14 protein-coding genes and 1 pseudogene are annotated in these 17,848 nt (G+C 60.2%); 3 read left to right on the top strand and 12 right to left on the bottom strand.

Annotation, left to right across the window (positions count from 1 at the left end; genetic code table 11):
- Positions 1-33: 33 nt before the first annotated feature.
- The gene (gene gloA / locus KBY02_RS13485) at positions 34-555 is read right to left on the bottom strand and encodes a lactoylglutathione lyase (protein ID WP_003315308.1); all 522 of its coding nucleotides are present in this window, start codon (positions 553-555) and stop codon (positions 34-36) included.
- A 100-nt stretch (positions 556-655) separates the two neighbouring features.
- Here gloA and KBY02_RS13490 point away from each other — a divergent pair, with 100 nt between their 5' ends.
- Positions 656-1,264, top strand: a complete 609-nt coding sequence (locus tag KBY02_RS13490; RefSeq protein ID WP_024660021.1) for a DUF4946 domain-containing protein — start codon at positions 656-658, stop codon at positions 1,262-1,264.
- A gap of 473 nt (positions 1,265-1,737) precedes the next feature.
- Here KBY02_RS13490 and KBY02_RS13495 read toward each other — a convergent pair whose 3' ends face one another.
- The 5 genes from KBY02_RS13495 to mexE all read right to left on the bottom strand — a co-directional run bounded on the left by KBY02_RS13495 (position 1,738) and on the right by mexE (position 9,666).
- Positions 1,738-2,100 (bottom strand): histone-like nucleoid-structuring protein, MvaT/MvaU family, encoded by a 363-nt coding sequence (locus tag KBY02_RS13495; RefSeq protein WP_002553302.1) that lies wholly within the window; start codon positions 2,098-2,100, stop codon positions 1,738-1,740.
- Positions 2,101-2,586: 486 nt separating this feature from the next.
- Entirely contained in the window at positions 2,587-3,681 is a 1,095-nt protein-coding gene (locus KBY02_RS13500; RefSeq protein ID WP_011268125.1) for a tetratricopeptide repeat protein, read from the bottom strand.
- Between the two features lie 142 nt (positions 3,682-3,823).
- A complete protein-coding gene (locus KBY02_RS13505; protein WP_024660022.1) occupies positions 3,824-5,221 on the bottom strand; it encodes an efflux transporter outer membrane subunit in 1,398 nt (465 codons plus the stop codon).
- Complete coding sequence (locus KBY02_RS13510) at positions 5,221-8,412, bottom strand: efflux RND transporter permease subunit (protein ID WP_225650569.1); 3,192 nt, start codon at positions 8,410-8,412, stop codon at positions 5,221-5,223. Before KBY02_RS13510 ends, KBY02_RS13505 begins: the two co-directional genes overlap by 1 nt.
- 12 nt (positions 8,413-8,424) lie before the next feature.
- A complete protein-coding gene (gene mexE, locus KBY02_RS13515) occupies positions 8,425-9,666 on the bottom strand; it encodes a multidrug efflux RND transporter periplasmic adaptor subunit MexE (RefSeq protein ID WP_003411228.1) in 1,242 nt (413 codons plus the stop codon).
- A gap of 316 nt (positions 9,667-9,982) precedes the next feature.
- Between mexE and KBY02_RS26560 the strand changes: the two are divergent.
- Positions 9,983-11,005: pseudogene (locus KBY02_RS26560) on the top strand (methyl-accepting chemotaxis protein); the annotation flags it as partial.
- Between the two features lie 201 nt (positions 11,006-11,206).
- The gene (locus KBY02_RS26565; RefSeq protein ID WP_412548786.1) at positions 11,207-11,911 is read left to right on the top strand and encodes a methyl-accepting chemotaxis protein; all 705 of its coding nucleotides are present in this window, start codon (positions 11,207-11,209) and stop codon (positions 11,909-11,911) included.
- A gap of 67 nt (positions 11,912-11,978) precedes the next feature.
- On the opposite strand, the gene KBY02_RS13525 is transcribed toward KBY02_RS26565, so the two are convergent.
- The 6 genes from KBY02_RS13525 to KBY02_RS13550 all read right to left on the bottom strand — a co-directional run bounded on the left by KBY02_RS13525 (position 11,979) and on the right by KBY02_RS13550 (position 17,847).
- On the bottom strand, positions 11,979-12,776 hold the full coding sequence (locus tag KBY02_RS13525; RefSeq protein WP_024660024.1) for an amino acid ABC transporter ATP-binding protein: 798 nt from the start codon (positions 12,774-12,776) through the stop codon (positions 11,979-11,981).
- Complete coding sequence (ehuD, locus tag KBY02_RS13530) at positions 12,769-13,419, bottom strand: ectoine/hydroxyectoine ABC transporter permease subunit EhuD (RefSeq protein ID WP_024639544.1); 651 nt, start codon at positions 13,417-13,419, stop codon at positions 12,769-12,771. The genes KBY02_RS13525 and ehuD overlap by 8 nt, the downstream gene beginning before the upstream one ends.
- Before the next feature lie 3 nt (positions 13,420-13,422).
- A complete protein-coding gene (gene ehuC, locus KBY02_RS13535) occupies positions 13,423-14,100 on the bottom strand; it encodes an ectoine/hydroxyectoine ABC transporter permease subunit EhuC (RefSeq protein WP_024641501.1) in 678 nt (225 codons plus the stop codon).
- A 57-nt stretch (positions 14,101-14,157) separates the two neighbouring features.
- Positions 14,158-15,030 carry an ectoine/hydroxyectoine ABC transporter substrate-binding protein EhuB gene (gene ehuB / locus KBY02_RS13540; protein WP_011268119.1) on the bottom strand — a complete coding sequence of 291 codons (873 nt, stop codon included), beginning with the start codon at positions 15,028-15,030 and terminating at the stop codon, positions 14,158-14,160.
- Between the two features lie 244 nt (positions 15,031-15,274).
- Positions 15,275-16,918 carry a dipeptide ABC transporter ATP-binding protein gene (locus tag KBY02_RS13545; protein ID WP_116828378.1) on the bottom strand — a complete coding sequence of 548 codons (1,644 nt, stop codon included), beginning with the start codon at positions 16,916-16,918 and terminating at the stop codon, positions 15,275-15,277.
- Positions 16,915-17,847, bottom strand: coding sequence for an ABC transporter permease (locus KBY02_RS13550; protein WP_003400747.1), 933 nt, complete (start codon positions 17,845-17,847; stop codon positions 16,915-16,917). Before KBY02_RS13550 ends, KBY02_RS13545 begins: the two co-directional genes overlap by 4 nt.
- Position 17,848: the final 1 nt, after the last annotated feature.

Consider the following 17,848-nt stretch of genomic DNA (forward strand, 5'->3'; position numbering starts at 1 on the left):
ATCGCTTCCTTGCCGGAGCGATCACCGCCAGTCTCAGAGCGGTGTAGGCTGGATGATCTCTACCCAGTAGCCATCCGGGTCCTTGATAAAGGCCAGGCTGTTCATGCGGCCGTCGGACAAGCGCTTCTGGAAGTCGACGCCCAGGCTTTCGAATCGCTCGCAGGCGACTTTCACGTCAGGCACCGACACGCAGATATGGCCAAAGCCGCGCGGGTCGCTGTTACCGTTGTGGTATGACGCTGTGGCATCGCTTTCGGTACCGTGGTTATGGGTCAGCTCCAGAATGCCGGGGATCGACTTCATCCATTCGTTGCGCGCAGCGTCGTCTTCCGGGATCTGCGCCTTGTCGACCAGCGCCAGGAAGTACAGGCTGAATTCGGCTTCCGGGAAGTCTCGTTTTTCGACCAGGCTGAAGCCCAGTACGCGGGTGTAGAAGTCCAGCGATTTGGTGATGTCCTTGACGCGCAGCATGGTGTGGTTGAACACAAACTGCCGGGTGGCCGCTTCAGGATTGGCTGTGACGCCCGGTAGGGTGTTGAGTTCGTGCAAGCTCATCAATGTGTCTCCAACAGAATGTACAAATAATGCCAAATGATACGGGGCAGGGCGAGCAGTGCCAAACCCGGCTTGGATAACGTCGCGTCGGCCTTGCTCGATGCCGACAACAGGCTCAGAATTTCCGGTCAACCGTTCTGGCGACCCGATCATGATCCTTTCGCACTACCGACGCTCCGTGCCAAGCCTGTGCCTGTTCCTGCTGCTGGGCGCTGCCCAGGTCCATGCCGCCGATGCAATGATCGTCTGGCCCGCAGGCTGGGAGGTCGAGTCGTTACCGACCGAGTCGGGCGAGCCCGTTCAACCTTCCGTGCAGGTCAGACAGCGCGCGGTTAAAAACGATCAAAGTGGAAATCCGCTGATGGTCATGGAGCTCACCCAGACGCGCCTGACGCCGGGGCATGAGGTCAACGTCCAGGGCGTTCTGCTGGAAATGCGCAAGTCGGTTCAGGTCAATTTTGCCCGCAGCGGATTGCAGAGCGCCTGCACGCATGTCCGCGAAAGCCGGCTCAGCGTGGTGCCCGCGCTCGAAACCACCTGCACCATTACCCAGAACGGTGTGCACGTGCTGACCCAGACACTGGTCGCGGCCGCCAGCAAGGATCTGGCCTGGTCGTTGTCTTATGCGGGATCGGCAGACGGCTATGCGAGCAACAAGGATGAGGCACTGCGTATTCGCGAGAGTCTGCGTCTGGACGTTACGCAGTGACATCTGCCTTTTCGCAGACAAAAAGAAGCCCGCCGAGGCGGGCATGGGGCGCTATTCCTTTAGCGGTCTTCATCATCCGAGAGTCCATGTGAAAAAAGTGTGAAGCTGCGCTGGGCTGCGCATTCGATGCTGTTCAGCGCACCGAATCATTGAGAAACAAATAGTGCTGTATCTCATCATGCTGTCGACCTGAATAATTACTCTACACACTTCAGCAACTGTTCAGGTTTGTAACTGTGTGCTGAATCGCATAATCCGGATTTATTGGCGTCATTATTCCCGCGGCATTTACCCGGTGCATTGAAGTATACGAACCGGACAGTTCACCTAATCATGTATATGAATTCCCGGCGCGGACCGGCAGGCACTGTGTGATGACGCCTGAGCGCAGCGCTGCAATGCGCAGGTGTTCATCTGCAGTGCCGGAGATAAAAAAGCCCTGCACGTGCAGGGCTTCAAGTGACAACTTGCAATCAGGCACGCAGCCATGAATCAACAGTGTCTACACCGTATTGCTCTTTCCACGCCTTGAGGCCGCGATGGTTGCCGCCCTTGGTTTCAATCAGCTCGCCGGTGTGCGGGTTCTGGTACACCTTGACCACGCGTGCACGGCGACGCTTGGGCCCTGCGGGTGCAACCAGCGAGGTGGCACTCGAAGGGTCAAGGATGGCGATGATGTCACGCAGGCTTTTGCCGTAGGTGCCCATCAGGTCCTGGAGCTTTTGCTCGAATTCGATCTCCTTCTTCAATCCGGCGTCATTCTTCAACGATTCCAGCTGTGCAAGCTGTTCCTGAAGGGCTTTCTCTGCTGCTCGAAACTCGGCAAGTCTGGACAATTAATATACTCCAACAATGTAATGGCTGTTGTCAGCCCTATAAAGCGATGAGACAAAACTGATGGGTCGATTCGCTCACTCGAGGGTGCCCGATACCTGCGGTTTCTATGCTGAAACTTGGCCTTTGCGGCTTGTCGTTGTGCAGATAGAGGGTATTTATAACTCAGTCGCCCGCAAATGATGCACTTTTTTTTTCAGTTAGAAAATAGCCTTTCTCAAATTCGTTAAATGGCATGGGGGAACGATGTTGGATATAGGGGGTGATGTCCGTGTTGTAGGCTGAGGGGTGTTGTAAGTTATTTCCGATATTAGCCACGGATGGAAAACGTGCCATGAGAGAGTGGAGGGCTTAGAAAAAGAAATATCCCACAGGCAAAAGGAGTGTTGGGTGAGGAAATGGCCGGAATGTCTGAAGGCCACGTGCTGAAAGGCGCGTAGACCCTTCAAAGATGGCCTTTCGCCCGTCTCAGCGTTGCGTTTGTGACCCTACAGTCCCTGTTGCAGCACTGGGTCATCCGGGTTCTGCTGCTCGAGCTCGGCCAGCAGAATCTGCACGTTTTGCAACTGGCCGTTCTCTTTCCAGTACTGGATCAGCAGCACCCTGGCCTTGCGATTGGCGGGCTGGTTCTGAACGATCTGGGTCAACTGGCGCTGTGCCGCTTCGAGCTCGTTCAACGAGTGCAGGGCCACCGCCAGGTCATAGCGATAGTCATTGTTATCGGGTGCCAGTTCCGTGGCCTTGGCCAGGCTGAGCACGGCGAATTCAGCCTGGCCGTGGTTCAGCAGCCACATGCCCAGCGCATGCTGGAGCAGGGACGAGCCAGGATTGTGCTCCAGCAGCTGTGCGAAAAGGCCGCGCGCCTGCTCGGCCTGGCCCTTGCGGTCCAGTAATTCGATGTGCGCCAGCGCTGCTTCGATATTGCCCGGGTCCAGCGCGGTGGCCCGCTGTAGGGCCGCGAGCGCAGGTTCCAGGTCGCCGGTCTGCAGATACAGCCTGGCCAGTTGCAGCTGGTTTTGGGCGTTTTGCGGCTGGCTCTTGAGTGATTCCTGAAACGCCTCGGCACTTTGCTGCAGAACGGCAAAGTACAGGCCCAGCTCATCGGGGGAGAGGCCAAGCAGGGCGCCGGTGGCGCGAAACCTGACGGATTGTTCGGCGTCATCCAGCAGCGGGCCGAGCAACAGACTGCGCTGGCTGTTGGAGACCAGCCTGACGCTGACATCGATGGCCGCTTCGCGCACTTGCGCGGACGGGTTACTCAAGGCCGCATCGAGCAACTTGAGGGCCTGGGGGCTGGGGTAGTCGCTCAGTTCGGCGAGCAGGCTGATGCGTTGTGCGTCAGACAGGTCAGTCCGCGCCAGTTGTTGGTACAGCACGCGCGCGGCACCGGGTTTGCCGTCATGTGCCTGCTCCAGCGCCTGGGCATAGGTATGACTGAGCTTGGCCGGGGCCGTCTGGACGGGCATGCGCCACCACCAGAAAACCAGCGAAAGCACCAGCAGCGCTGCAGCCGCTGCGCCGATCAGCCAGCGACGTCGAGAAGTGGGTTGAGGCGATAACCCCGTGGTAGAAAGTCTGGGCATATCGATTTCCAATGCTTGACGGGTTGCAGCTTCGGGGAGTGGCTGGCAGCTGTCAAACGGCAATCATGATGCAGCCGGATTTCAGGCAAAAAAAGCCCCGCGGCCTGATCGGGCGCGGGGCGGGTTTACCGGCTTTTCAGGTTCAGGCCTGAGGTTGCCAGCCGCCACCCAGTGCCTTGTAGATGGCCACAATGCCACGGTACAACTCGATTTCTGCCTGCGCCTGAGCGTCCTCGGCCGCCAGGCGCTCGCGCTCGGCATCCAGCAGGACCAGAAAGTCCGCCGTGCCTTCGCGATACTGCACCGACGCCAGTCTGGCCGCCGAGCGACTCGCATCGCTCTGGCGCATCAGTGAGACCAGCCGCTGCTGGCGTTTGTCGTAGTCGCTGAACGCGTTCTCCGACTCTTCCAGCGCGAGCAGCACCTGCTGCTCATAGTTGGCGAGTGCACCCTCGGCATCGGCGTCGGCACTGCGAATCTGCGCCCGGACACTGCCCAGATCGAAGGCCGCCCAGGTGATGCTGGGGCCTAGCGACCAGGCTCTGGCCGCTGACGAACCGATCTGCGAGCCGCGTCCGGCGGTAAAGCCCAGAAACCCGCTCAGGCTGACCCTTGGGAACAGATCGGCAGTCGCGACGCCGATACGGGCGGTCGAGGCAGCGAGTTGTCGCTCGGCTGCGCGGATGTCGGGCCGATTGCGCAACACTTGCGTCGGGTCGCCAATCGGCAAGGCCTTGGCGATGGCCGGCAGCTTGCTAGGGCTCAAGTCGACGCTGAGGTTTTCCGGACGCTCGCCCAGTAACGTGGCGATGCGATTCCGTTGGCGAGCCTGCTCGGCCTGCAACTGCGGAACGGTCGCCTCGACGGCGGCCAGTCGTGCCTCGGCACGCACCACATCCAGCTCGTTGCCCACGCCCGCATCGCGCAATTGCGTGGTCACGTCCTGAGAACTCTGCTGATTTTTCAGGTTGTCGCGGGCAATGGCTTCACGCAGTTGTGCGCCGCGCAGTTGACCGTAGGCGTCGACCACCTCGGCAATCAGCGTGACCTGCAGCTGATAGAGGTTGGCCTCTGCAGCGTCCTGATCGGCATCGCTGGCTTCCAGCTGGCGCTGTATACGTCCGAACAGGTCCACTTCCCAGGCCATGTCCAGGCCCAGGTCATAGCGCTCGCTGTTGACCCGGCGCTCGGTGATGCCGGGTTGCTGACCCTTGCCGATGTCGCTGCTGGCGCGGCTGGTCACCACTGGCATCACATCGTTGGCGACGTCATCGCGAATGGCGCGCGCCGACTTGAGCCGGGCGAAGGCGACGCGCAGATCGCGGTTGCCGTCCAGTGACCGGGCTACCAGTTTGTTGAGGGTCGGGTCCTCGAACTGCTGCCACCAGACCCTGTCCACTTTGCTGCGGTCATAGTTGCCCTGGGCGGCGGAGGCCAGTTTCGCTGGCGCCGTGGCCGGCGCCTGGTAGTCCGGGCCTACGGCGCAGGCCGCCAGTGCCATGACCAGCAGGCTCGGGATGAAGACTTTGTACGCACTCATCAATGCATCTCCGCAGGCAGGTTTTGCTGGCTGTTTACCCTGGCGGCCTTGCGGGCCTCCTGGCGTTCGACGTAATTACGGATAAGCACGTAGAACACCGGCGTCAGCAGCAGGCCGAAGAAGGTGACCCCCAGCATCCCGGAGAACACCGCGACACCCATGGCATGGCGCATCTCGGCACCTGCACCGCTGGACAGCACCAGCGGCACGACACCCATGATGAAGGCGAACGAGGTCATCAGGATCGGACGCAGACGCAGGCGGCAGGCTTCCAGTACCGCATCCAGCGGGCTCATCCCTTCGGCCTGTTTGTCCTTGGCGAACTCGACGATCAGAATCGCGTTCTTGCACGCCAGGCCTACCAGTACGATCAGGCCGATCTGAGTGAAGATGTTGTTGTCGCTGCCAGCGATCATCACCCCGGCAATCGCCGAGAGCAGGGTCATCGGTACGATCAGGATCACCGCCAGCGGCAGGCTCCAGCTTTCGTATTGGGCTGCCAGCACCAGAAACGCCAGCAGCACACAGAGCGGGAACACGAACAGCGCGGTATTGCCCGAAAGGATCTGCTGATAGGTCAGGTCGGTCCATTCGTAGATCATGCCGGTGGGCAGTTCCTCGCGAAGCAGTTTCTCGACTGCTGCCTGAGCCTGGCCAGAGCTGTAGCCCGGTGCCGCTGCACCGTTGATTTCAGCAGTGATGAAGCCGTTGTAGTGCATGACGCGGTCAGGGCCTGCGGTATCGCTGACCTTGACGAAGGTCGCCAGCGGGATCATCTCGCCCAGGTTATTGCGCACCTTGAGCTGACCGATCTGATCGGCATCCTGACGGAACTGCTGTTCAGCCTGGACATTGACCTGATAGGTGCGGCCGAAGCGGTTGAAGTCGTTGGCGTACAGCGAACCCAGATACACCTGCAGGGTGTCGAAAATATCGCTGACTGCCACGCCGTGGGTCTTGGCTTTCTCGCGGTCAATCGCGGCATCGACTTGCGGTACGTTCACCGTGTAGCTGGTAAACAGTCCGGCCAGTTCCGGCACGCTGCGGCTTTTGGTGATGATGTTCTGGGTTTCCTTGTACAGCTCGTCATAGCCGAGGTTGCCACGGTCCTCGATTTGCAGACGGAAGCCGCCGATGGTGCCCAGGCCTTGTACCGGTGGTGGCGGGAAGATCGCCATGTAGGCTTCCTGAATCGAGGCGAACTGACCGTTCAGTGCACCGGCAATCGCGTTGGCCGAGAGGCTCGGGTCCTTGCGTTCGTCGAACGGTTTGAGGGTCACGAACACCACGCCGTTATTCGGGCTGTTGGTGAAGCCGTTGATCGACAGCCCCGGGAAGGCAATCGCATCCTGCACGCCAGGCTGCTTAAGGGCCAGCTCCGACATGCGCTTGATGACATCCTCGGTGCGGTCCAGGCTTGCGGCGTCCGGCAACTGGGCAAATGCGACCAGGTATTGCTTGTCCTGGCTCGGTACGAAACCGGTTGGTGTGCTGGCAAAGCCCATCCAGGTCAAAACCATCAGGCCCGCGTAGACCAGCAAGGCAATACCGCTGCTGCGAATGACCCTGGCGACCGTGCCGACATAGCCGTGGCTGGCTTTCTCGAAAAAGCGGTTGAATGGGCGGAACAGCCAGCTGCCGAGCATTTTGTCGAGGAACCGCGAGAAGCGATCCTTGGGCGCGTCATGACCTTTGAGCAATACCGCCGCCAGTGCAGGCGACAGGGTCAGCGAGTTGAAGGCGGAAATGACCGTCGAGATGGCGATGGTCAGCGCGAACTGTTTATAGAACTGTCCGCTGAGCCCGGAGATAAACGCCGCAGGCACGAACACGGCGCACAGCACCAGCGCCGTCGCGATGATCGGCCCCGTCACTTCGGCCATGGCCTTGTGCGTGGCGGCGACCGGTTCCAGGCCCAGCTCGATGTTCCGTTCGACGTTCTCCACCACCACGATGGCATCGTCGACCACGATACCGATCGCCAGTACCAGGCCGAACAAGGACAGCGCGTTCAGCGAGAAACCGAACATATGCATGACCGCAAAGGTGCCGATCAACGAGACCGGTACGGCCACCAGCGGGATGATCGACGCGCGCCAGGTCTGCAGGAACAGGATGACGACCAGCACTACCAGAATCAGGGCTTCGAACAGCGTGTGAATCACCGCCTCGATGGAGCCACGGACGAAGATCGTCGGGTCATAGACGATGCTGTAGTCCATGCCTTCCGGGAAGCTTTGCTTGAGCTCGGCCATCCGTGCCCGTACATCGTTGGAGATGTCGATGGCGTTGGAGCCGGGACGCTGGAAGATCGGGATCGCGACCGCAGGCTGGTTGTTGAGCAGCGAGCGCAACGCGTACTGGCTGGAACCCAGCTCGATGCGGGCAATGTCCTTGAGGCGAGTGATTTCGCCATCGGCACCGGCGCGCACGACCACGTTTTCGAACTCTTCCTCACTGACCAGACGGCCCTGAGTGTTGATTGACATCTGAAAGCTGGTGGCATTCGGGGAGGGCGGGGAGCCCAGCTGGCCTGCGGCTACCTGACGGTTCTGCTCGCGAATCGCATTGACCACATCAGTGGCGGTCAGGTTGCGTGAGGCGGTCTTGTTCGGATCAAGCCAGACCCGCAGTGAATAGTCGCCCATGCCAAACAGTTGCACGTCACCGACGCCGCCCAGTCGCGCCAGCTCATCCTTGATGTTGAGCACGGCGTAGTTGGACAGGTACAGCATGTCGTAGCGTTTGTCCGGCGAGGTCAAGTGCACAACCATGGTCAGGTCGGGGGAGGCCTTGTCCACGGTGATGCCGATGCGTGTCACTTCTTCAGGCAGCTTCGGCTCGCTGCGGGTCACGCGGTTCTGCACCTGCACCTGCGCGTTGTCCAGGTCAGTACCCAGTGCGAAGGTGATGGTGAGGGTCAGCTTGCCATCAGCGGTGGCCTGCGAGGACATGTAGAGCATGCCTTCGACACCGGTAATCGCCTGTTCCAGTGGCGAGGCCACGGTTTCGCCGATCACCTTGGGGTTGGCGCCGGGGAAGTTGGCGCGCACCACCACGGTTGGCGGCACGACTTCCGGGTATTCACTGATCGGTAGCTGGAACAGCGAGATGGCACCGGCGATCAGGATCAGCAGCGACAGCACTGCGGCGAAGATCGGCCGTGAAATAAAGAATTTGGAGAAGTTCATCGGACGAGTCCCTTAGCCGCGCGGCGCGGCAGCGCTGGCGATTTTGACGGCCGCTTTGGGCGCCACTTGTGGCAGGTTGCTGGCTTCGAGGGCCTGGCGTTGTTTGAGCAGTGCGGCGAGGGTGTCGGCGCTGGCCATCGGAGTGACTTCAGGGTCCACAGGCTGGCCGGGACGAACGCGCTGCAAGCCTTTGACGACGATGGTGTCATCCTTGGCCAGACCATTGCGTACAATGCGCAGGCCTTCGATTTTCGGCCCCAGCTCGACAGCCCGGTAAGCGGGCTTGTTGTCCTTGTCCATGACCAGCACAAACTTCTTGCCCAGGTCGGTGCCCACTGCTTCGTCATTGATCAGCACGGCCGAGTAAGTGCCGCTGCCCACCAGTTTCAGGCGTGCATACAGGCCGGGGGTAAACGCACCGTCGGCGTTATCGAACACGGCGCGGCCACGAATGGTGCCGGTCCTCGGGTTGACCTGGTTGTCGACAAAGTTCATCTGGCCCAGGTGCGGGTTGCCGGGTTCGTTGGACAGCCCCAGGTACACCGGCGTGGTCTGACCGCGCTGGCCTTTGCGGGCCAGTTCGGTGTATTTGAGGAACACGCGCTCGTCTGCGTCGAAGTAGGCGTAGACCTTGTCGGTGGAAACCACGCTGGTCAGGGCGGTGACATCGGCGGTAACAATGTTGCCAGCGGTGATTTCGGCACGGCTTACGCGGCCTGAAATCGGTGCGGTGACCCGGGTGAAACTGAGGTTCAGTCGAGCCAGATCCAGTTGCGCCTGGATGGCCGCGACACCGGCCTTGGCTTCCTGCGCCGAGGTGGTACGCGATTCGGCCAGCTCGGCGGAAATCGCATTGTTGCTGCGCAGACGCTCACCGCGCTGCGCTTCGCTGTCACTGCGCGAAGCAACTGCGCGGGCCTGTTGCAACTGGGCTTCGAGGCGGCGGACTTCCGACTGGAAAGGGCGAGGATCGATCTGGAACAGCAGATCGCCTTTCTTGACCAGCGCGCCGTCGGTGAAGGCTACCTGATCGATCTGGCCGGAGACCCTTGGACGCACTTCGACCGTTTCAGGTGCTTCGAGACGACCGGTGAATTCATCCCACTCGTTGACTGGCTGCTCCAGTACCTTGGCCACACTGACCTTGGCCGCGCCAGGCGCACTGGTGGCTTCCGGCGCACGGCCGCAGGCACTGATGACGATCAAGGCGAGGGCGGTGAGAGGATAGCGCAGATGGCTGATTGTCTGGTGCATGGGAAGTTCCGCCAATAGTGAAGAATGGGGCGGATTCTGTTGCGCACGGGGTGTTATTAACGAATCGAATAAACCGAAGGTTACTATCACCGACAATGATGAGTACCTATAGGTCTGTGAAACTCCCTGGCCGAGCGAACCTGAAAGTGGACTTCGGCCAGGTATTTGGAGCTGAAAGTGATGCCCTGACAGAGCGCCAAAAAAGCTCATGTCATATTGCTATCTCGTCGATCAATCTTTGCAATCGCCGCGACTATTAAGTTGTTCCGCGGACAGTCGATCCTTGGGTATCACGATAAATCCCCAGGAAAAATTTATGAAGTCGACATGGCTGGACAATTTGAAGGTCAGCAAAAAGCTGAGTGTAGGCTTCGGTCTGATACTGCTGGGCGTACTGACGGTCACCGCGATCGGTTACCTCAGTACCAACCTGCTGATCGAACGGCTGGGCAAGGCAGCCAAGGTTTCTGAGGTGAAGGCCGATGCGCTGAGCCTCAGGATCGCTGCGCAGACCTACACCGCCAAGCCTGACGCGAGCAATTCGCAGGGCTACACGTCGGCTCTGGACAACCTGGGCAAGACCATCGAGGACGGCCTGAAGATTCTGACCGTTCCGGTCAACGCCGATATGCTCAGAGGGATTCGCGACCAGGCGGGTGTCTTGAAGCAAACGTTCAGCCAGTTGGTCGATAACAATCGGCAAATTGATCAGGCCATGCAGCCGCTCATCACCATTTCCGAACAGGTCAGCGGAAGTTTCGAAACACTGCTGCAAAAGACCTTTGACGACGTTTCCCGCTCGCTGGACCAGAGCGGCATCGATCAGGTGAAGATTGCCGGCGACCTGCGCAATGGCATGACCAACTTTCGCCTGGTGTTTCGCCGTTATATCAGTATCCCGACTGCTGAAAACAGGCAGATTACTTTCGACGCTGCCGACTCGCTGATCGCTCAGGTGGGCAGCGCGCGCAATCAATTGCCGAACAAGGCCGGCCCGGCGGTGGATGAGGCGCTCGCGGCGCTGCAACAGTACAAGTCGTTGATGGTCTCCATCTCGCAACTGATGCAACAGAACGATCAGATTCGCGACAGCCTTCGCCAGCAGTCAATGGACATCGTCACCAGTGCGGAAAAACTGATGGCGGGTCAGGTGGTCAGTGCCAATAAAGAAAAAGACAGCGCGGTAACCCAGTTGCTCACGGTGGCGGTGATCGTATTGCTGCTGGGTATCTTCGCGGCGATCCTGATTACCCGTCAGATCACCCGTCCGCTCGATTCGACTGTGATCGCGGCGCGTCGGATTGCCGACGGCGATCTGACCAACGACCTCAGCACCAGTCGCCAGGATGAGCTGGGCCTGCTGCAAAACACTATGCAGCACATGACTGTATCGCTGCGCACCCTGATTGGCGGTATCAGCAATGGCGTGACACAAATTGCCACGGCAGCCGAGGAGCTTTCAGCCGTCAGCGAGCAGACCAGCGCGGGTGTCACTCAGCAGAAACTGGAAGTCGATCAGGTGGCGACCGCCATGAACCAGATGGCGTCCACCGTCCAGGAAGTGGCGCAGAACACTGAAGATGCATCGCAGGCCGCCAGACAGGCCAGCGATCGTGCCGCCCATGGCAGCAGCGTGGTGCAACACGCCACGCGTGAAATCAGCCAGCTCGCCGGTGAAGTGGGACAACTGGGCGAGGCCATGCAGCGCCTGATTCAGGACAGTGACAAGATCGGCGGCGTCATCGATGTGATCAAGGCGGTGGCAGAACAAACCAACCTGCTGGCCCTCAATGCGGCGATCGAAGCTGCACGTGCAGGTGAGCAGGGCCGTGGCTTTGCCGTGGTGGCCGATGAGGTGCGCTCGCTGGCTCAGCGTACACAATCATCCACGACTGAAATCGAGGCGCTGATAAAGTCCTTGCAGGATGGCACCGGCGCAGCGTCGGAGCTGATGAATGCCAGCCGTCAACGCACTGAAGGCACCGTGGCGCTGGCGCGGCAGGCCGAAGAATCGCTGCTTGAAATCACTCATTCGATCGTGACCATCGAGCAGATGAGTCAACAGATCTCTGCTGCCGCTGAAGAGCAGAGCGCCGTGACCGACGAAATCAATCGCAGTGTCATCAGCGTACGCGATATTGCCGATCAGTCGGCCACGGCCACTGAGCAGAGCGCGGCGTCTACCGTGGAACTGGCGCGCCTGGGCAGCAACCTGCAGGAAATGGTTGCGCGCTTCCGGATCTGATGGTCGCCACTTTCAAATCGTTGCGAAGTTCAAACGTCTCACCCTGTAAAAAGAGCGGCGCTGGCAATCAGCGCTGCTCCACCCGCTGCAGAAACCTTCGGGTCCGCTCGTTTTGCGGATTCAGCAGAATTTCGCTCGGGGTGCCGTCCGCCACGATGCGGCCTCCCTCCATGAACAGCACCCGGTCAGCGATATCCTGAGCGAATTTCATTTCGTGGGTTACCAGTAACATGGTCATCTGAAACTCGTGGGCAATCGAGCGAATCACCGCCAGGACCTCGCCGACCAGCTCGGGGTCGAGCGCTGACGTGACCTCATCGAACAACATGACCTGCGGACGCATGGCCAGCGCTCTGGCAATCGCTACACGTTGTTGCTGACCACCGGAAAGCTGGCTCGGATAGGCATCTGCCTTGTGCGCAAGCCCGACCAGCCCGAGGTATTGGTGCGCGCGCTCAAGGGCCTCTTCGCGAGGCAGTCTGAGTACCCGTAACGGCGCTTCGGTGACATTTTCCCGCACGGTGAGGTGCGGGAACAGGTTGAATTGCTGGAACACCATGCCTACCCGATGTTCTACCGGAGCCTTGCGCGCGCCAGGCCAGCGCCATCCGGATGCGCGCGCGGGCACTGCTTGGCCTGCGACTTCTATGCTGCCTTGCTGGTAGTTTTCCAGCCCCTTGATAAGGCGCAATACCGTTGATTTGCCCGAGCCGCTGGGGCCGATCAAGGCGACTTTTTGACCTTGAGGAATGCTCAGGTCCAAGTGGTCGATAATCCGGTTGTGGCCGAAGTCCTTGACCACGTGTTTCAGCTGTATCTGCGCGGTGGTGACGGGCGGGATTGCGGTGTGTGCGAGATCAGACATGGCTGCGTCTTTCCAGGTATTTGAACAGCAACGAAGTCGGTACGCTGATTGCCAGAAACATCAGCGCCATCACCGTGTACGGTTCGTTGTAACGATAGGTCATGCCGGCGATCTGCTTGGCGGCCTGAAACAGTTCAGGGATGGTAATCACCGCCAGGAGCGGGGTTTCCTTGAACATGCCGATCAGGTAATTGCCGAGCACCGGCAGCATGGGTTTCAACGCCTGCGGCAGGATGATGCGCCGCCAGGTGTCGCTACGATTGAAGTCCAGGGCGCGTGCGGCTTCCCATTGTCCGGCCGGGATGTCGTCAATGGCTCCGCGATACGCTTCGGCAATGTAGGCCGCGTAATAGCAGCCAAGGCCGATCACACCGGTGGTGATCGCCGGAAAGGTAATGCCCGCCAGCGGCAGGGCGAAGAACAGTACATACAACTGGACCATCAGCGGCGTATTGCGGAAAAAGCTCAAGTAGCCTTTGCTCAGGCGATGCACGATGGTTATCTGCGAGCGTAGTGTCAGGGCCAGGAACAGACCGAGCAACACCGCGAGCATGAACCCGAGGACCACGACCTGCACGGTCACCAGCAAACCCTGAAACAGCTCCGGCAGAATCGACCAGGCGAATGCGATATCAAATTCCATCGTTCATCCCCTGGCCTTGCGCCACGCGGTGGCGTGCTGCTCATAGCGTCGGACCAGCCAGCTCAGTGGCCAGGCCATCACGAAGTAGCAGACCAGCACGATGCTCCAGATCAGCGTCTGCTGGCCCAGCGTGGTGATCAATTGACTGCCGGTGAAGGTCAGGTCGGTGAGGGTGATGAGCGAAACCAGTGATGTGGTTTTCAGCAGCTCGACCAATTGATTGCCCATCGGCGGGATCATGAACGGCAGGGCCTGCGGCAGAATGATTCGCCGAAACGCGTTTATCGGCCCGAAGTCCAGCGCACGCAACGCATCGCGTTGGCCCTGGCTGACGTTGATCAGCGCCGAGCGAATGATCTCCGCGCCATACGCCGAAAACGTCAGGCCCAGCCCCAGCACGCCGGTGGTCATGGGGGACAGGCGAATGCCGAACAGCGGCAGGATGAAGAACAGGTAGAACAGCAGCACCAATGCCGAGATGCCGCGCAGCACCTCGACATACACAGTAGCGAACCAGCGTAGCGCCCTGAACGGCGACAGGCGCATCAGGGCGATTACAAACGAAAGCACCAGTACCAGCAGTTCGGCAAGCACGGTGATCTGCAGGGTGATCCAGGCGCCGTGGGCCAGTTGTCTGGCAATGAAGCCTGCGGTTTCCAGTGTTGCGGCATCAACAGGCATGGCCGTACTCGTGTGGGTCAGGGCCGTTTACTGCGCGCCCTCGCGGGGCGCGGCAGGTCATGGGTTGCAGCGTTGGGCTGCGGTGATAGCCGGGTCAGCCAGTTCGTTTTCGGTGTAGCCGTACTTCTGCAGGATGTTCAGCAGCTCGCCCGACGCCCGGAGTTTCGCCAGTTGTTCGTTGAAAGCCTGTTCAAAAGCCGGGTCGTTTTTCGGCAGGCCGTAGGCGTGGTAATTCCAGCCCGGTTTGCCACTGGCGTCCGGAATCTGCTCGAAAGGCAAGGCGCGCTCGATGTCCGGACTGTTGGCTTTCTTGATCAGACTGATGACTTCGGCGTCGGGAAAATACACCACGTCCACGCGACCCGCCTGCAAGGCGGCCAATGCCTCGGTGTCCTTGTCGAACAACACCACGTTGCCGTTGGCGATACCGCTGTCTTTGGCTTCCTGGACCTGATTACTGCCAGGTTGAGTGGCCAGGCGCACCTTGGCGTTGCTGGCGACGTCCTTGAGGCTGTGCAGGTTCAGCGGGTTGCCGGTTTTGACAATGAACGCACCACCGGATCGTGTAACCGGGTTGGAGAACGCGATGACCTTGCAACGATTCGGATTGATGAACAGGCCCGCACCAATCAAGTCGAAACGACCTGCCGCCAGACCCGGCACCAGCGAACCGAAGTCAGTGATAGGCGTCTCGATCTGCTTGATGCCCAGCGGTTCGAGAATCGCCCGCAGTATCTCGACGTTGGCCCCGGTGGCTTTGCCATCGGTGCCGATGTAGGCATAGGGCTGTTCATTGGCGATGCCAGCGGTCAGGCCGTCAGTGCGACCTTTTTCCAGCAGTCCGGCCAGGGCAGGGAATGAGATGACGGCATTCAACAGCAGCGCTGAACCCATCAGGGCTGGGAACGACAGGGTTTTTATGCCTTTCATTGCGGGTGCTCGACGTAGGGAGGGATAGGGCTTCTTGCTGATACGGCCTGAGCATGCGGGTCAGGTGCGCAAGGTAGCCTGGTCTTGCCTGCATCCTGCTTCGGCAACGTTTGGTGCATAAGGTGCAACTCTATAGCTATTAAAAAAATAATTTAAATATCAATAAAGAATATGCATATACGCAGTCGCCGCCGTTATGGATGCCAAGCGTCGTGCGACCTATTGATGCAAGACCAGGTATTTGTCAGTGCGTCCCTGTTCGCAACTCCAGACGCCGGCCAGGTATCGCGGCAATCAACTCCTGGGTGTAGGCCGCTTCAGGTCTGGCAAAAACATCCTCGGCCAGACCCTGCTCGACAGTCTTGCCATGCTTGAGCACCAGTACCTGGTGGGCAACGCTGGCGACCACTGCAAGGTCGTGGGACACCAGCACGTAGGCAATGCCCGATTCGGCTTGCAGTTCGACCAGCAGGTCGAGAATCTGCGCCTGCACTGACACGTCCAGTGCCGAGACTGGCTCATCGAGCAGCAGCAGATCAGGCTGCAGGGCCAGTGCTCTGGCAATGGCAACCCGCTGACGCTGTCCACCGGAAAGCTCGCGCGGCAGGCGGTCCAGATAGGCCACGGGCAACTGCACTCGCTCTATCAATCGGCGTGCCGCCTGCTCCAGTTCGCGGCCTTTGAGCAGACCGAACGAAACCAGTGGCTCGACGATGCTTTCGAATAACGTGAAGCGTGGGTCAAGGGCTGCGAACGGGTTTTGCTGCACCAGCTGAATACGCCGTCGCAGCGGCCTGAATTCGCGCCAGCCCAGGTCGGTGACATCCTGGTCGTCCAGTAAAACTCGTCCGTGAGTGGGCTTTTCCAGGCCCAGCGCAATGCGCAGCGCAGTACTTTTACCCGAGCCGGACTCGCCGACGATGGCCAGGGTCTGGCCGGCATACACCTTGAAGTTGACGTCCTGCAGCGCCTGGAAGTCTGTGTCTTCGCCTTTTACGTAGGGCAGGCGATAGGTCTTGCCGATGTTGTTCAAGGTCAGCAGTGGCCTGGCGCTGCTCGCTACCGGGCGCGGTGTTGCCGGGCTCTTGCGTTGCCCGAACGCGGGTGCTGCTGCGATCAGCGCACGTGTGTAGGCATGGCGAGGCGCGATGAGTATCTGTTGCGGAGGGCCTTGTTCGACCAGCTCGCCCTTGTTCATCACCAGCACTCGATCGGCCCGGTCGGCCGCCACGCCCAGATCGTGGGTGATGATCAGCAGGGAAATACCACGCTCGGCCACCAGACGTTGCAGATGATCGAGGATCCTGCGCTGTACCGTCACGTCCAGAGCGCTGGTGGGTTCGTCGGCGATGATCAGGCGAGGATTGCCGGCCAGGGCGATGGCGATCAACACGCGCTGGCGCATGCCGCCGGACAGCTCGTGCGGGTACTGACGAGCGCGCAATACCGGTTTGTCCAGACCGACCTGCTGCAGCAATTCCAGCACATCGGCATCCACTGCCGGATAACGTCGACCGTGAGCCAGAAGCAGTGCTTCGGCGATTTGCCGACCGATGCGCAGGGTCGGGTTGAGGCTGACCATCGGGTCCTGCGGCACCAGACCAATGGTGCCGCCGCGAATTCGCCGTTTCTCGCGTTCGCCAGCATGGCCAAGATCGTGTCCATCGACGTGTAGCTCACCGCCGGTGATGGCGGCGTTGTCCGGTAGCAGGCCGAGTATGGCGTTGGCCATCGTCGACTTGCCGGACCCGGATTCGCCGACAATCGCCACGGTTTCACCTCGGGCGACCTGGAAGGATACGTTGCGCACGGCCTGGTTGATCTGGCCATCGAAGCGGTAGGCGACACTCAGATGACGAATGTCGATCAGTTGAGCGGTGTCATTCATCGTTGAGTCTCCTCCAGCGTGCGGGCGATGTGGTTGAAGCTGAACACCACGCCGACCACGAACAGCCCCGGCAACAGCGACACCCAGGGTGCAGTCATCAGAAAATGACGACCGTTGGCAATCAGCGTGCCCCATTCGGCGGCCGGTGGTTCGGCGCCGAAACCCAGAAAACTCAGCCCGGCAGTGGCCAGAATCGCCGCGCCGAAGTCCAGCGTGGCCAACACCGCCACCGGGCCCCAGGCGTTCGGCAGGATGTGGCGCAGCAGGGTTCGCGTCCAGCTTGCACCGCCCAGACGCGCGGCTTCGACGTACGGCAGGGTTTTGACCCGCAGCACTTCGGCGCGGGTGGTGCGCGCGAAGCCGGGGATGATCCCCACACCGACCGCAATGGCCACCGGCAGGGTGCCGAAACCGATAGCAGTGACAATCGCCAGCGCCAGTAACAGACCGGGCAGGGCCAGCAATACATCGATCAGGCGCATGATCACCGCATCGATGCGCCCGCCTGCGAAACCGGAAATCACCCCCAGACTCAGGCCGCCGGCCATGGCGATGCCGACAGCCAGCAATGCCGCCTGTACCGAGAGGCTGGAGCCATGCACCACGCGGGTATAAAGATCACGGCCCAACTCGTCGGTGCCGAACCAGTGCGCGGCATTGGGCGCGGTGAGCTTGTCGGCAGGCGAGGTGGCATAAGGTGCGTAGCTGCTCAGCAGGTTGGGTGCCAGCGCGGCCAGCAGCGCAAAGGCGACGATTGCCACGGCCAGCAGAAAACCAGGGCGCCGCAACAGGGGGCGCGTCGCTTCCACGATCCGGCTCAGGCTGCTGCGCCGTCGCCACTGCAGGGCAGGTGCGGTTTTACCCGCAATGGTTTCACTGGAAACGACCAGGCGAGCCAGGCGCGCAAGGCGGTTGTCGAAGATAGTCATG

The organism is Pseudomonas sp. P129 (assembly GCF_020312195.1).
In the GTDB taxonomy this organism is placed as follows: Bacteria; Pseudomonadota; Gammaproteobacteria; order Pseudomonadales; family Pseudomonadaceae; genus Aquipseudomonas; species Aquipseudomonas fragariae.

Coding starts and splice junctions, on each gene's coding strand:
- KBY02_RS13490 (WP_024660021.1), top strand. CDS start 656: ATGCCGACAACAGGCTCAGAATTTCCGGTCAACCGTTCTGGCGACCCG.
- ehuB (WP_011268119.1), bottom strand. CDS start 15,030: ATGAAAGGCATAAAAACCCTGTCGTTCCCAGCCCTGATGGGTTCAGCG.
- KBY02_RS13550 (WP_003400747.1), bottom strand. CDS start 17,847: ATGACTATCTTCGACAACCGCCTTGCGCGCCTGGCTCGCCTGGTCGTT.
- KBY02_RS13505 (WP_024660022.1), bottom strand. CDS start 5,221: ATGAGTGCGTACAAAGTCTTCATCCCGAGCCTGCTGGTCATGGCACTG.
- mexE (WP_003411228.1), bottom strand. CDS start 9,666: ATGCACCAGACAATCAGCCATCTGCGCTATCCTCTCACCGCCCTCGCC.
- KBY02_RS13510 (WP_225650569.1), bottom strand. CDS start 8,412: ATGAACTTCTCCAAATTCTTTATTTCACGGCCGATCTTCGCCGCAGTG.
- KBY02_RS13525 (WP_024660024.1), bottom strand. CDS start 12,776: ATGTCTGATCTCGCACACACCGCAATCCCGCCCGTCACCACCGCGCAG.
- ehuD (WP_024639544.1), bottom strand. CDS start 13,419: ATGGAATTTGATATCGCATTCGCCTGGTCGATTCTGCCGGAGCTGTTT.
- KBY02_RS26565 (WP_412548786.1), top strand. CDS start 11,207: ATGGCGTCCACCGTCCAGGAAGTGGCGCAGAACACTGAAGATGCATCG.
- KBY02_RS13500 (WP_011268125.1), bottom strand. CDS start 3,681: ATGCCCAGACTTTCTACCACGGGGTTATCGCCTCAACCCACTTCTCGA.
- ehuC (WP_024641501.1), bottom strand. CDS start 14,100: ATGCCTGTTGATGCCGCAACACTGGAAACCGCAGGCTTCATTGCCAGA.
- gloA (WP_003315308.1), bottom strand. CDS start 555: ATGAGCTTGCACGAACTCAACACCCTACCGGGCGTCACAGCCAATCCT.
- KBY02_RS13545 (WP_116828378.1), bottom strand. CDS start 16,918: ATGAATGACACCGCTCAACTGATCGACATTCGTCATCTGAGTGTCGCC.